At 67.3% G+C, this 13,541-nt stretch carries 10 protein-coding genes; 3 read left to right on the top strand and 7 right to left on the bottom strand.

All coding sequences use genetic code 11. From position 1 onward, the window contains the following. Positions 1-627: 627 nt before the first annotated feature. A complete protein-coding gene (locus tag ACSQ3D_RS13520) occupies positions 628-5,517 on the bottom strand; it encodes an EAL domain-containing protein (RefSeq protein ID WP_056410710.1) in 4,890 nt (1,629 codons plus the stop codon). 277 nt (positions 5,518-5,794) lie between these two features. On the opposite strand from ACSQ3D_RS13520, the gene ACSQ3D_RS13515 reads away from it, so the two are divergent. Continuing rightward, positions 5,795-6,283 carry a MerR family DNA-binding transcriptional regulator gene (locus ACSQ3D_RS13515; RefSeq protein WP_436127258.1) on the top strand — a complete coding sequence of 163 codons (489 nt, stop codon included), beginning with the start codon at positions 5,795-5,797 and terminating at the stop codon, positions 6,281-6,283. 95 nt (positions 6,284-6,378) lie between these two features. Further along, positions 6,379-6,768: a PaaI family thioesterase gene (locus tag ACSQ3D_RS13510; RefSeq protein WP_200912377.1), complete on the top strand. Its 390-nt coding sequence runs from the start codon at positions 6,379-6,381 to the stop codon at positions 6,766-6,768. A gap of 45 nt (positions 6,769-6,813) precedes the next feature. On the opposite strand, the gene ACSQ3D_RS13505 is transcribed toward ACSQ3D_RS13510, so the two are convergent. The 3 genes from ACSQ3D_RS13505 to leuA all read right to left on the bottom strand — a co-directional run bounded on the left by ACSQ3D_RS13505 (position 6,814) and on the right by leuA (position 10,456). Further along, positions 6,814-7,914, bottom strand: a complete 1,101-nt coding sequence (locus ACSQ3D_RS13505) for a 3-deoxy-7-phosphoheptulonate synthase (protein ID WP_056171595.1) — start codon at positions 7,912-7,914, stop codon at positions 6,814-6,816. Between the two features lie 190 nt (positions 7,915-8,104). Further along, positions 8,105-8,629: a C40 family peptidase gene (locus tag ACSQ3D_RS13500; protein ID WP_056171593.1), complete on the bottom strand. Its 525-nt coding sequence runs from the start codon at positions 8,627-8,629 to the stop codon at positions 8,105-8,107. 138 nt (positions 8,630-8,767) lie between these two features. Beyond that, positions 8,768-10,456, bottom strand: a complete 1,689-nt coding sequence (gene leuA, locus ACSQ3D_RS13495; protein ID WP_436127257.1) for a 2-isopropylmalate synthase — start codon at positions 10,454-10,456, stop codon at positions 8,768-8,770. Between the two features lie 447 nt (positions 10,457-10,903). Here leuA and ACSQ3D_RS13490 point away from each other — a divergent pair, with 447 nt between their 5' ends. After that, positions 10,904-11,269, top strand: coding sequence for a YciI family protein (locus ACSQ3D_RS13490; protein WP_436127256.1), 366 nt, complete (start codon positions 10,904-10,906; stop codon positions 11,267-11,269). A gap of 80 nt (positions 11,270-11,349) precedes the next feature. Here ACSQ3D_RS13490 and ACSQ3D_RS13485 read toward each other — a convergent pair whose 3' ends face one another. From ACSQ3D_RS13485 to ACSQ3D_RS13475, 3 genes are all read right to left on the bottom strand, one after another. After that, entirely contained in the window at positions 11,350-11,892 is a 543-nt protein-coding gene (locus ACSQ3D_RS13485) for a hypothetical protein (RefSeq protein WP_156372150.1), read from the bottom strand. A 104-nt stretch (positions 11,893-11,996) separates the two neighbouring features. Next, on the bottom strand, positions 11,997-12,830 hold the full coding sequence (locus ACSQ3D_RS13480; protein ID WP_436127255.1) for a hypothetical protein: 834 nt from the start codon (positions 12,828-12,830) through the stop codon (positions 11,997-11,999). Positions 12,831-12,883: 53 nt separating this feature from the next. Continuing rightward, the gene (locus ACSQ3D_RS13475; protein WP_436127254.1) at positions 12,884-13,450 is read right to left on the bottom strand and encodes a hypothetical protein; all 567 of its coding nucleotides are present in this window, start codon (positions 13,448-13,450) and stop codon (positions 12,884-12,886) included. Between the last annotated feature and the right edge of the window lie 91 nt (positions 13,451-13,541).

Genomic DNA, 13,541 nt, shown 5'->3' with positions numbered 1-13,541 from the left:
GCAGGACTTCCTGGCGGCACAGATCCCGGTCAGCGGCACCGGTGCGTCGAATTTGCTATGTTTTCAGTAGCTGCTGGCGCTTGTCCATAAAGCGTCAGGACCACTTTTCCAGCAGATTCCCGGGCACAGCGACCCCGGTGGGTAAAACTGGGGACAGTTTTGGCACAAGTACCCGGTTGTCCACAGGCCGCAGCGATTCCTGGCTTTTGTCCCCGCCGGCGCGACAGCGGAAACAGGGGCTGGCCCACAGGGTTGGGCTGCGCGCAAGTGCTTGCCGCGGCTGGGAAAAACGCGGTTGTCCACACCGCAAGCCGTCCTCTACTACTACGACTATGTATTTATAAAGAAGATAAAGAAGAAGACAGGGACAACTTCCCGGCGCCCGGCACCGCACGGGTGAGATCGCCTTGCGCCAGGCATGCCGCAGTGGTGGAGGGCGCGGATAGTGGGAAGAGGCGTCGCGAATGGCCTGAGAGGGGCCTGGAGGCCTGCCGGACGGCGGGCACACCCCTCCTCCTGCCGGCGCGTTGCCAGCCCGCCCTGGAGGCTCTGGCCGCGCCGTGGTGCGCCGGGCTGGCCGCCCGGAGACGGCAACGCGCACGGGACAGACTGCCCGTGGCCTGTGGATCAAGCCTCGGCGGGCTTGTGGAGGAAGGTCGCCAGCACGTCGGCCGAGAGCGGCCGGCTGAACAAATAGCCCTGGTAGTGCATGCACCCGGCATGGGCGAGCAGCTCGCGCTGCTCGGGCGTTTCCACGCCTTCGGCGATCACCTGCAGGCCCAGGCTGCGCGACAGGCCGATGATGGTGTCCACGATGGCCGCATCGTTGGGGTCGGTGAGCAGGTCGCGCACGAAGCTCTGGTCGATCTTGAGCTGGTCGAGCGGCATGCGCTTCAAGTAGCTCAGGCTCGAATAGCCGGTGCCGAAGTCGTCCAGCGAGAAACCCACGCCGTAGCTGCGCAGCGCGGCCATGGTGGCGATGGTGGTTTCCATGTCTTCCACTAGCAGGCTTTCGGTGAGCTCGAGCTTGAGCAGGTGGGCCGGTGCACCGGTGATGGCCAGCACCCGCGCCACGTCGTCCACGAAGCTCGCATGGCGGAACTGGCGCGAGCTCACGTTCACCGCCATGGTCAGGTGCGCCAGGGCCGGGTCGTCCTGCCAGCTCGACAGCAGCTTGCACGCGGTGTGCAGCACCCAGCGGCCCAGCGGCAGGATGAGCCCGGTTTCCTCGGCCAGCGGGATGAACTGCGCGGGCGAGACCATGCCGCGCTGCGGGTGGGCCCAGCGCACCAGCGCCTCCACCCCCACGCACAGGCCGGTCTGGTGCATCTGCGGCTGAAAGTGCAGCAGGAATTCCTCTTGCGCCAGGGCCGCGCGCAGGTCGGTCTCCAGGCCCGCGCGGGCCGTCACCACCGCCTGCATGTCGGGGTCGAAGAAGCGCAGCGTGTTGCGCCCTGCGGTCTTGGCCTGGTACATGGCCAGGTCCGCCTGCTTGAGCAGCTCGCCCACGCTCGTTTGCTCGCCGGTGAAGGGCGCCACCCCGATGCTGGGCGTGCTGCGGTACTGGTAGCCGGCCAGCGCGTAGGGCACCGCCAGCATGGTCAAAATCTTCTCGCCCACGCCGCGCGCGTGCAGCGCCAGTTCGTGCGGCTTGGCGCTCAGCTCTTCCAGCATCACCACGAACTCGTCGCCACCCAGCCGCGCCACGGTGTCCACGCTGCGCACGCAGGTGTTCAGGCGCTGCGCCACCTGCTGCAGCAGGAGGTCGCCCTGGTCATGGCCCAGCGTGTCGTTCAGCGTCTTGAAGTTGTCGAGGTCGATGAACAGCAACGCCCCGCCGTGGTGGCGGCGCTGCGCGTTGGCCAGCGCGTGGCCGATGCGGTCCATCAGCAGCATGCGGTTGGGCAGGCCGGTGAGCGCGTCGTAGAACGCCAGGCGCTGGATCTCGCGCTCGCTGGCCTTGCGCTGGCGGATGTCGGTGTTGATGGCCAGGATGGAATGCGGCTGTCCGTCGTCGCCGCGCACCAGCGTCCAGCGCCCCTCCACCTCGATGGTGCTGCCGTCGCGGTGGTACTGCACGATCTCGCCCGTCCACTCGCCCTGCTCCAGCACCGCCTGCGTGGCGTGCCGAAAGTGCGTGGGGTCGTCGTAGAGCAGCGTCTCGATGGACTGGCCCAGCGCCTGCAGCTGCGACCAGCCGTACAGCCGCTCGGCGCTCTTGTTCCAGAAGATGATGCGGTGCGTGAGGTCGCGCACCAGGATGGCGTCCTGCGCCTTGTCCAGCAGCGACGCCTGGTGGCGGATGCGGATGTCGGCCAGCTGGCGGTCGATCTCGGCCGAGGCGCGCGCGGCAAAGATCTGCAGCGTGGAGGTGATGAAGTCCGTTTCCGCGATGGGCTGGCGGAACAGCACGAAGACGAAGCCCACCACCTCGCCGTCGCCGTTGCACAGCTGCTGGCCCGCATAGCCCTGCGCGCCCACCAGGCGCAGCATGGGTGCGGACGGAAACGCCTGCTGGACCTTCTCGGCCACCACGAACTCGCGCTGGTTCAGCAGCATCTGGCTGGGCGTGCCCTCCAGCATGTATTCGTCGTTGGACAGCATGTGGCCGTCCAGCACGGCCGCGAGCGTGGTCACCCGGTCGGGCTGGCCCTCGCTGCCGGGCAGCAGCCGCACCACGCAGCCGCCCTGCGCACCGAGCGCATCGGCCATGTTGCGCACCAGCTGCACGAAGAACTCGGTGCCCGTGCTGGCCGACACGGCCGCCGCCACCTTGAGCACCGAGGCCTGCAGGCGCTGCTGCGCCTTGTGCGCGCGCAGGCTGGTGATGCCGAAGGCCACGTCGTTGGACAGCTCCTGCAGCAGCGCGGCCTCCTGCGCGCTGATCTGCAGGATGTCGGGCGCGTACAGGTACAGCAGGCCGAAGGTGCGGTCCTGGTCGTGGTCGCGCTGCTGCAGCGGCAGGCAGATCACGCCGTGGAACCCGTGCTCCAGCATGCGCTCGGTCCAGTCGGCGAAGTCGCCTTCGGCACGGATGTCCTGCACGATCACCGGCTTGCCCGAGCGCACGGCCGTGCCCGCCGGGCCGCGGCCGTACGGGTCGTCGGCCGACCACGACAGGTGCAGGTTCTCCAGGTAGTTCTGGTTGTAGCCGGCATGGGCCACGGGCTCGATGGACTTGCGGTCATCGTCCCGCGCAAAGCCCACCCAGCCCATGCGGTAGCCGCCGATGTCCACCGCGATCTGGCAGATGGCCTGCAGCAGCGCGGTCTCGGACGTGGCGCGCACCAGGGTCTCGTTGCAAGCGCTGAGCAGGCGCTGCGCACGGCCCATGCGCGCGAGCTCGCGCTCGGTGCGCAGGCGCTCGGTCACGTCGGTGGCCAGCACCTGGCGCGCGGGGCGGCCATTGAAGCTGATGCTGCCGGCCGTGATCTCCACGTCCATCATCGAGCCGTCCTTCTTGAGGTGGCGGCTCACCACGGGCCGGTTGCGCTGGTCCATTGGGATCGCGTCGATGCTGGCCTTGATGGCCGCGCGGCGCTCGGCGGGCCACAGGTCGGTCATCTGCATGGCCAGCAGCTCGGCCTCGGTGTAGCCGTAGTGCGTCACCATCGACTGGTTCACCGCCTGCAGGCGCAGCGTCTCCTTGTCGTACACCCACATCGGGTGCGGGTGCTCGTCGAACAGCATGCGGTACTGCTGCTCGGACGCGCGCAGCTGCGCGGCCACGTGCCGCAGCTGCACCATGGAGCCGAGCGACTCGGTCAGGATCTCCAGGTGGGCCACGTCGCGCCGCGAGAACGCCTGGGGCTGGTCGGACGTGACCTTGAGCGAGCCGACCACGCCGCTGGCCGTGCGCAGCGGCACCGCCATCACCGAGCGCACGCCGTGGCGGTGCGGCATCGAGCTCATGTCCCAGCCCGCGGCCTCGGTGTCGTTGCACACCACCGTGCGGCCTTCGCGCAGCGAAGGCCACAGCAGGCTCTGGTCCACGGGCAGCAGGTGGCCCACCGGGCGCACGTGGTCGCCCGCCGCGGCCTGCGCCACCAGCTCCTGCTCGCGCAGCAGCTCCACCAGCGCGCCGCGCGCCCGCGTCTGGCGCAGCACCGTGTCGGCCACGAGCTGCAGCGCCTCGTGCAGGGGCAATGCCATCGACGAGATGCGCTGTTGCACCTGCAGCAGTTCGGCATGGTTTTGCGCATCGCGCTGCGCATCGATCTCGGCGAGCTTTTGCCGGCTGATGTCGGCCATGCCGCCCACCATGCGCACCGCCTTGCCGCTGGCGTCGCGGATCACGAAGCCGCGGTCCAGCACCCAGGCGTAGCTGCCGTCGTGGCGGCGAAAGCGGTATTCGCTCGACCAGTGCGTGCCCTTGCCGTCGATCACCGCGTGGATGCCGGTGACCACCGCATCGCTGTCCTCGGGGTGCAGGCGCGACGTCCAGGAGCTGCTGTCGGCCTGCAGCTGGTCGGGCGGCACGCCGAACAGCGTCTGCATGCCCTCGTTCCACCAGATGTGGTCGGTGAACAGGTTCCAGTCCCACACCGCATCGGCCGTGGCGCGCGAGACCAGGTGAAAGCGCTCCTCGCTCTCGCGCTGTGCCTGGTGGGCGCGGCGCTGGGTGGTGATGTCCTGGAAGGCGCCCTGGATGCGCAGGATCTGCCCGTCGGCACCGCGCACCGCCTGCCCCGCGGTGCGCACCCAGAAGTGCCGCTCGCCCGGCATCAGCGCCTCGGCCTCGATGTCGAACGGCGTGCCGTGCTGCAGGCAGTCGTCCAGCACCCGCTGCATCACGCCGCGGTAGGGCGGCGTGTACAGCTGCAGCACCTGCGCCAGGCCGCTTTGCCGCTGCGCAAGCCCGTAGGTGGCCGCGATCTCCTGCGACCAGGTCCACTGCTGGCCGGGCAGCTCCACCGTCCAGCCGCCGATGCGCGCGATGCGCCCGGCCGCGCGCAGCGCCTCGCCCTGGGCCACCATCTCGGCGTGCATCTGGTCGCGCTCGCGCACCAGGTGGGCCAGCAGCCGCTTCTGGCGGCGCAGCTCCAACTGCACCATGGCCTGGCCCGCCAGCATCTTGAGGGCGTCGATCTGTGCGTCCTGCAGCGTGCGCGGCACGGTGTCGACCACGGCCAGGGTGCCCAGGGCAAAGCCCTCGGGCGTGACCAGCGGCACGCAGGCATAAAAGCGCACATGCGGATCGCCCACCACCAGCGGGTTGCTGGCCAGCACGGGGTGCAGGGCGGCGTCGGGCACCACCATCGGGTCGCGGCGGCCGTCCAGCGCATGCGCGCAGAACGCGATGGCGCGCTCGGTCTGCTGAAACGCCAGGCCCACCGACGCCTTGAACCACTGGCGCTCGCCGTCGAGAAAGTTGACCACCGCGATGGGGCAGCCGCACACCTGCGCGGCCAGGGCCGCCAACTGGTCGAAGCCTTCCTCGGCAGGGGTGTCGAGGATCGCGTAGGACTGCAGTGCCAAAAGCCGCGCTGCCTCTTCGGGTGCGTGGGCTGATGACATGGTCAGGCAGCTATCGTGCAGCGACCCAGCGGCGCGCACCCCGTCCCGGCGCCTGGAGCGGCCTGGGTGGCATTGCCGTGGAGCTCAAGCATCGTCAAGGGTCTTCGCAGTGGGGATGAAAACCGTCGCCGCAGGCCGCAGTGCCCAGGCCAGGACGGTAAAAGGTGAATGCTACACCGCGACGCGCTCTGCCCGCGGCGCTGGGCATGGGGGTTTGCCCCAAAAGCAGTCGCACAGGCAACCTTCGTGCAGCGCCAGGCTTGCTAGGCTTTGCGCCATGCAGATCTCTGAACTGGCCCAGCGCACCTCGATCTCGGTCCATGCCCTGCGCCACTACGAGCGGCTGGGGCTGCTCACCCCGCGCCGGCGCGCCAATGGCTACCGCGACTATCCCGTGGCCCTGCAGCGCGAGGTCGTGTTCATCGCCATGTCGCGCCAGCTGGGCTTCACCCTGCCGCAGATCGCGCCGCGCCTGGCCGCCTACCGCGCCGGCACGCTGTGCATCGACGCCATGGTGCAAGACCTGCGCGAGCGTGCCCTGGCGCTGGACCAGCAGATCGCCGGGCTGCAGGCCCAAAAGCAGCGCGTGCTGGAGCACGCGGCGTGGTTTCGGGCAAAGCAGGCCACGGCGCGGCGTGCCCAGGCCGCGGCACCCAAAGCCAAGGCCCAGTGGCCCCGCGTGCGGCCCGCCCCTGCGCCGGCCGCACCCGCACCGCCGCCACCACCGGCTTCACGATCCCCCCGCCCCACCAGGAAAACACCATGACCCCCTCTGCACCTGCCACTGGTCCCGCCACGGCGTCCATTTCATCAGTCCCATCCTCCACTTCATTGACCCAGCTGCAATCGCTGGTGCTGGCCATGCCCATGGCGCGCACGCTGGGCCTGCGCTTCGTGCGCGTCGAGCCGGGCGCGGTGGAGGTGGAAATCCCGGTGAGCGACGCGTTCTGCTTTCGCCCCGGCCAGCTGCAGGCCACCGCCGTGTTTGCGGTGGCCGACTTCGCTGCGGTGGGGGCGGCCGGCAGCGTGCTGCCGCCGGGCTGGGTCAATGCCACGGTGGATGCCACCGTGAAGCTCGTGGCCCCGGCGCGGGGCGTGTGCCTCAGGGCGCGCGGGCGCGTGATCGACGCGGCGCGGCTGCTCACGGTGTGCGCGTCGGACGTGTTCGCGGTGGATGCGGATGGCCAGGAAACCCTGTGCGCCACGCTGCTGGCCACGGCGCGCAACATCGACACCACGGCAGCGCGGTAGTTGCAGCCGGTGGTGCACCGCAACCCAGAACGCAGGGCCGGAAGGTCAGCCGCGTGCGCGCCGCGCCCGCACCGCCGCCGCCAGGCCTTCGAGCACCGGAATGGTCTGCGCCATGCTGATGCAGGCATCCGTCACCGACACGCCGGGCGCGAGCGGCTGGCCGGGCACGATGTCCTGGCGGCCTTCCTGCAGGTGGCTTTCGATCATGAGGCCGGTGATGCGCTGGTCGCCCGCGGCGATCTGCTGGGCCACTTCGCCCGCCACGGTGATCTGGCGCTGGTGCTGCTTGCTGCTGTTGGCGTGGCTCACGTCGATCATCACCTGCTCGCGCAGGCCCGCCGCCTGAAGCATGGTGCAGGCGGCATCCACATCGGCCTTCTGGTAGTTGGGCTGCTTGCCGCCGCGCAGGATCACGTGGCAGTCCTGGTTGCCGCGCGTCTCGAAGATCGCGGCCTGCCCCATCTTGGTCATGCCCATGAAGGCGTGCGACGCCTGAGCGGCCTGGATGGCGTCGCTCGCCACCTTCACGCCGCCGTCGGTTCCGTTCTTGAAGCCCACGGGGCACGACAGGCCGCTGGCCAGCTGGCGGTGGCTCTGGCTCTCGGTCGTGCGCGCGCCGATGGCGCCCCAGCTCACCAGGTCGCTGATGAACTGCGGCGACAGCAGGTCCAGGAACTCCGTGCCCACTGGCAGGCCCAGCGCCAGCACATCCAGCAGCAGCTGGCGCGCCAGCTCCAGCCCTTCGTTGATGGCAAAGCTGCCATCCAGGTGCGGGTCGTTGATGTAGCCCTTCCAGCCCACGGTGGTGCGCGGCTTCTCGAAGTACACGCGCATCACGATGAGCAGGTCCTGCTGCAGCGCATCGGCCTGCACCTTCAGCTGGCGCCCGTACTCCATCGCCTGGCCATGGTCGTGGATGGAGCAGGGCCCCACCACCACCACCAGCCGGTCGTCCTGCCCATGCAGCACGCGCGAGATGGCGGTGCGGCTGGTCTCCACCAGCGTCTGGGCGGCATCGGGCGCGGGCAGCCATTCCTGCAGCAAAGCCGGCGTGATGAGCGGCCGCACGGCCTTGATGCGCGTGTCATCGACGCGCGTCGTATCGTGGGTGGAAATCGGGGTGGCGGAGCGGTGTGCGTGGGTCATGGTGGCCCTGATTGTCGCGCGGCGCTGGACAGCCGCTGCTGGCAGATTCGGGCGAACACCTTTCTACCCATGGGCGACATTGGTAAAGACTGGCGCGCCCCAGGCGAGAGACGCCGAGCAAGGGCCGCCCCGCAGCAAGGGCGTCGTCCCCCTCAGGGGGAAGGCGCCGAAGGCGACTCAGGGGGAGCCGCTACGGCCTGCGGAACGCCGCATTCTGCCGCGACCAATGCCGCGACTGCAGCTGGTCCAGCCGCACCGTGCCGCCGGTGGACGGCGCGTGCACGAAGCGCCCTTCGCCCACATAGATGCCCGCATGGTTGGGCTGGCGGCCGGTGCCGAACACCACCAGGTCCCCGGCGCGCAGCTCGCTGCCGTCGATGGGATACCCCCAGCTGTTGAGCTGCGCCACCGTGCGGGGCGGCGGGGTGCCCACCTGGTTGCGGTACACATAGCCGATCAACCCGCTGCAGTCGAAGCCAGAGTCCGGCGTGTTGCCGCCGTAGCGGTACGGCGTGCCCACCAGGCCCAGCGCGTGGATGGCGATGTCGTGCGCCTGCTCTGCCGTCAGCGGTGGCGTGGTGCGCACCGGCGCCGACGACGATGATGACGAAGGGAACGAAGAAGACGATGGGGGCCGCGAGGTACCGCAGCCCGCGAGGGCCAGCAGGGCGGCGGTGCAGGCGGCCAGGGCCAGTCTGTGAGAAACAACGCGCATGGCCCGAAGGGTAACGGATGGACCCCGGTGCCTGCCCGGACTCCGCCCGCGGCCTGGGGCTATTGGTCCGGATGGCCACCAGCGATGGAAGGACCAGCGCTGGCAGCTATCCTTTTTGCAACGGCCGCAACCACAAGGTTACGCCGCTGTCACCGTCCCCGTGGCGGCCACGCCCTGGCGCCGCTCGGCCAGCCGGTTGGCCACGCTCACGATGGCCAGCACCGACGCCGTCACGATGTTGTGGCTCATGCCCGCGCCAAAGGTGGAGCCTGCCACGCCTTCCATCGCAGCCTCCACGATGGCCAGCGCCTGGGCGTTGGCGCCCGTGCCGGTGGCGCGCTCTTCGTAGTGGTCCACGCGCAGCGGCAGGCCGAGCGCATCCACCGTGGCCGCAATCGGCCCGTTGCCCTGGCCGCGCAAGTGCTGGCGCGTGCCGTCGATGGTCACGTCGAGCTCGATGCCCTGCCCGTCTTCATCGAGCCGGTGGCTGTGGCAGATGATGGCCGCCCGGGCCGGGGCGCGCAGGTAGGTGGCCTGGAACAGGTCCCACAGTGCCTCGCCGCTCATCTCGCCCTCGCTCGCATCCGTCTGGCGCTGCACCACGGCGCTGAACTCCACCTGCATGCGGCGCGGCATCACCACGCCGTGCTCACGTTCGAGCAAGAAGGCGATGCCGCCCTTGCCCGACTGGCTGTTCACGCGGATCACGCTGTCGTACGTGCGGCCCAGGTCCGCAGGGTCGATGGGCAGGTACGGCACTTCCCACAGCGCGCTCGGGTCCTGCGCGGCAAAGCCTTTTTTGATCGCGTCCTGGTGCGAGCCCGAGAACGCGGTGAACACCAAGTCGCCCGCGTAGGGGTGGCGTGGGTGCACGGGCAGCGAGGTGCATTCCTCGGCAATGCGCGCCACCGAGGTGATGTCCGAAAAATCGAGGTTCGGGTGCACGCCCTGCGTGTACATGTTGAGCGCCAGCGTCACGATGTCCACGTTGCCGCAGCGCTCGCCGTTGCCAAAGAGGCAGCCTTCCACGCGGTCGGCACCGGCCATCATCGCGAGCTCCGCTGCGGCCACGCCGGTGCCGCGGTCGTTGTGCGGGTGCACCGAGAGCGTGATGTGCTCGCGGGGCGCGAGGCGCCGGTCCATCCATTCGATCTGGTCGGCGAACACGTTGGGCGTGGCGTTCTCCACCGTGGTGGGCAGGTTGATGATGATGGGGCGGCCGGGGCCCGCGTTCCAGGCCGCGATGGCCGTCTGGCAGGCCTTGAGCGACACGTCGAGCTCGGTGGCGCTGAAGGTCTCGGGCGAGTACTGCAGCGTCCACTGCGTGGCGGGCTGCGCGTCGGTGAGCTGCTTCAAATAGCCCACATGGTGCGCGATCAGCTGCATCACCTGCGTCACGTTCATGCCGAACACGATGCGCCGCCAGGCAGGCGCGGTGGCGTTGTACAGGTGCACGATGGCGCGGGGAGCGCCGTTGACGGCCTCCACCGTGCGCGCGATCAGGTCCTCGCGCGACTGGGTCATGACCATGATGGTCACGTCGTCGGGGATCAGGTCCTCGTCGATGAGGCGGCGCACGAAGTCGAAGTCGGTCTGCGACGCTGCCGGAAAGCCGACTTCGATCTCCTTGAAGCCGATGCGCACCAGCTCATGGAAGAGCTTCATCTTGCGCTCGCCGTTCATCGGCTCGAACAGCGCCTGGTTGCCGTCGCGCAGGTCGGTGGAGAGCCACACGGGCGCGCGGGTGATGCTGCGGGTGGGCCACTGGCGGTCGGTCAATGCGACCGGGGCAATGGGCTGGTACTTGGTGGCGGGCTTGGCAATCATGAGAGGCTCCACGAACGGTGTGTGCGGTGCGCTGAACGAAAAACAGGCGCGGTGCACGGGTCAGACGAAATGAATGGAAAAAACAAAACGTGTGACATCCCCTGCAGCCCTTTGCAAAGTGCAAAGGCTGGTTCGCGGGCCGGGGTCAGGGGGAGATCAGGTGTTGCGCTGAGCGGGTCAGGCAACGGTGGCGAACGCAGGCAGACCCCGGCCAAGCACTAGTAGGCTTAGCGATAGGGTGGATAGGATCATGCTGCGTTGCATAGGGTGCCTAAGATAGCACAGGCTTGCTGCAGTGCGCAAGAATGCAAACGAAAAAGGCCGCTACCGCTCGCTGGGCAAGCGCAAGCAGCTACTGAAACAATAGCAAATTACCGCTGTTAGCATGGCGCACTCCCGCCAGCACAGTCTGCTGCACGCCCCCGTCGTCATCTTTGGAGACCTTTCATGCCCTACATGCTGCTCATCATGGAACCCCACGGCCAACGCGCCGAGCGGGGGCTGGCCGGCGGGCAGCAGGCCTATGCGCGCATGGTGGAGTTTGGCGACAGCCTCAAGGCCCGCGGCCTGCTGCGCGCCACCGAATCACTGGCCTCCACCGACCAGGCCGTGCGCCTGCAGGTGCGCGACGGCCAGTCGCGCCTGGTGGACGGGCCGTTTGCCGAAACGAAGGAAATGGTGGGCGGCTTCTTCCTGATCGACTGCGCCACCCGCGACGAGGCTGTGGCCATCGCGCAGGCGTGCCCCGCGGCGGAGTGGGCGACCATCGAGGTGCGGGAAGTGGCGCCTTGTTATCACGGGGCTGAGAGCTGAAATCCGGCCCACCGCGGCTGCCAAGCCTTGGTGGCCGAATGCCCTGAGCAGCTGCGTGCAAGCCCCGCAGCATCGAGACGTCAGCGCCTGCCCTTTCGCGGAGCCGTGATGGTCACGGTCCGGCCGGTCTTGTGGCATGCGCTCACGATGCGCTCGACCCAGGCGCGGTCCACCAAAAAAGTGCTGCCGGCGATTTGCTCTTCGGACTCGACGACGTCGGTGGCCAGATTGACTGACTTGGCAAGCGCCTCCGCTTGTCCCAGTGACGCTGCCTCGTCTCCGGTAGCAACACGGCCTCTACTGTTGAGTATTTCCCCCCCGTTGTGCCAGATCATCAACATGTTGCCCCTAGAACCTTGCAAGCCAGTACGGGGCGCAAGCTTTAGAAAGCAAAAGCGGTTGGTTTGCTGTGCATACCGGCTGTTTCGGACTTCATCTTTGGTACGCAGATAGGCCCGAAGTACGGCAGGAGAACTGATTTCCGCAAGCGATGGGCGGGAGATGGCTGCCTCAGGAATAGCAGCGGCAGGCTGTTCGGCAGAGACCGCTGATGCTGCGCTCGCGACACTGCATAGAGCAGCACAGGTTGCGGCCAGCCAGGTTCTGGCGTGAATGGTGTTCATGGGATTCACTTGGCGCCGTGGACTTATCGCATTGAGCGAGCAGCTTTGAGCACATGGAAAAAGCAGACACCGACTGCCTCTACGCCCGGGCCGAAAGCGCGGGCTCAGTCCTTCTTCTTCAGCCGGGTGTGGGTGTAGAAATCGTTTCCTGCAGCCATCGCAAAGAGCTTGAACTCCGCGCTGGGTGAGGTGGCGCGTCTGGTCCGCCACGCGAACAGGCCGTTGGGTGAAGGGTCTATGGGCAGGGCTTCGTTGGCCACATCGATTGCGCTTTGTACGAACTGCGCATATGCCGCGCGCTTCGGATGCGTTCCGTCATTGGCGATCGATAGCGAGTCGTCTAGGTTCTTTGCGATCCCTTCTTCCAGACGAGGATATTGATTGAAGCCGTGAAACTGCACTGAGCCTTGGTCGTCGGCCTTGACGATGTCGACAATGCCGCTGGCACCTCGGGCCATGAACTCCTCCGGCTTGTCGCTGCGCAGCCGGTTGACGATCACCCTGCGCATCCACTGCATGCCCTTTTTGACTTCCTCGGCGGTGGCACTGCCCATTTTTTCGGGAGAGCGACTTTCCGCAAGCAGGAGCCGCACTAGCATGCCCTCTTCAGTGTCGAGCGGCGGGAGTTTCATGGCCGCTTCCACCCGGATCGTGATGGCAGAGGGAGAGATCGACAGTGCGGAAGAGCCCTGGCTGGAGATGATGCTGATGCGCGCCAGGCCTGCCTGCTTCGCGATGAACTCGAATTGCCAACTATCGGCACGTGCGTTGTGTTTGGTATCGCCCGTTGTCACGATGGGCGTCTGGTCCACCAGAGTCTTCAGCACATAGGCTTTGGGAATCCCCTCCAGTTTCAGTTTGAGCGTGTTGCCTTCCACCAGCGTGAGTACGCTCGGCGCAGTCATGTTGTTCGTGAATTTGAGAAGCGCGCTTGGCACGTGGGTTCCTTGATGTGATGCGAGCCTGATGTAGCGCACCGTGCAGGCGAGAGTCAGTGCCTGGTTTTTCGAAGTGGTGCAATGCTGACAGTGCGGCCCGTGGTTTTGCACGCATTGATAATGTTGTCCACCCAGGCACGGTCTATCAGAAAGGTGCTGCCAGCGATTTGTTCTTTGGACTCGACCACGTCCGTGGCCAGATGGATCGATTTGGCCAGCGCTTCAGACCGCCCCCGCAATGCCGCATCGTCTCCGGGCCCAATGCTTCCAGCGCTATCTAAAATTTCCCCGCCTTCGTGCCAAATCATCCACAGGCTGGCAGTGTCCCCCTCCACGTCGCTGCGGGGAGGTTGCTTGACGAAGCAAAAGCGGTTGGTTCGCTGCGCATACCGGCTGTGGTGTACCTCGTCCTTGGTCCGCAGGTAGGCTCGTAGTGTTGCGGGAGTGCTGATTTCCGCCGTCGAAGGCCGTAAAAAAACCTCCGTTGAGCGGTGCGTGTCACCCGCTGACCTGGCCACGGCAGCTTGATCGCCTTGGGCTGACACTTCTGCCAGGCTGCTGGCTGCAAAGCAAACTGCAGTCAGCCATATTCTCGTGCGCGCGTTGTTCAATGAGACCATAGGAGCATCGGTTGGGGCTTGGGGCGCAAAGGATTATCCGGGCGGTGGTGTAACCCAACGCGCGGGTTGCAATGTCTTACTTGACCGTTGT

Origin of the sequence: Acidovorax sp. LjRoot117 (assembly GCF_964252695.1) — a bacterium.
Classification (GTDB): Bacteria; Pseudomonadota; Gammaproteobacteria; order Burkholderiales; family Burkholderiaceae_C; genus Acidovorax.
The sequence above is the reverse complement of the archived record's forward strand: the minus strand, read 5'-3'. Positions and strand labels throughout refer to the sequence as shown.

Bases quoted from the DNA above. Each gene is read 5' to 3' on its own strand.
- ACSQ3D_RS13520 (WP_056410710.1), bottom strand. From the start codon at position 5,517: ATGTCATCAGCCCACGCACCCGAAGAGGCAGCGCGGCTTTTGGCACTG.
- ACSQ3D_RS13515 (WP_436127258.1), top strand. From the start codon at position 5,795: ATGCAGATCTCTGAACTGGCCCAGCGCACCTCGATCTCGGTCCATGCC.
- ACSQ3D_RS13510 (WP_200912377.1), top strand. From the start codon at position 6,379: ATGCCCATGGCGCGCACGCTGGGCCTGCGCTTCGTGCGCGTCGAGCCG.
- ACSQ3D_RS13505 (WP_056171595.1), bottom strand. From the start codon at position 7,914: ATGACCCACGCACACCGCTCCGCCACCCCGATTTCCACCCACGATACG.
- ACSQ3D_RS13500 (WP_056171593.1), bottom strand. From the start codon at position 8,629: ATGCGCGTTGTTTCTCACAGACTGGCCCTGGCCGCCTGCACCGCCGCC.
- leuA (WP_436127257.1), bottom strand. From the start codon at position 10,456: ATGATTGCCAAGCCCGCCACCAAGTACCAGCCCATTGCCCCGGTCGCA.
- ACSQ3D_RS13490 (WP_436127256.1), top strand. From the start codon at position 10,904: ATGCCCTACATGCTGCTCATCATGGAACCCCACGGCCAACGCGCCGAG.
- ACSQ3D_RS13485 (WP_156372150.1), bottom strand. From the start codon at position 11,892: ATGAACACCATTCACGCCAGAACCTGGCTGGCCGCAACCTGTGCTGCT.
- ACSQ3D_RS13475 (WP_436127254.1), bottom strand. From the start codon at position 13,450: ATGGTCTCATTGAACAACGCGCGCACGAGAATATGGCTGACTGCAGTT.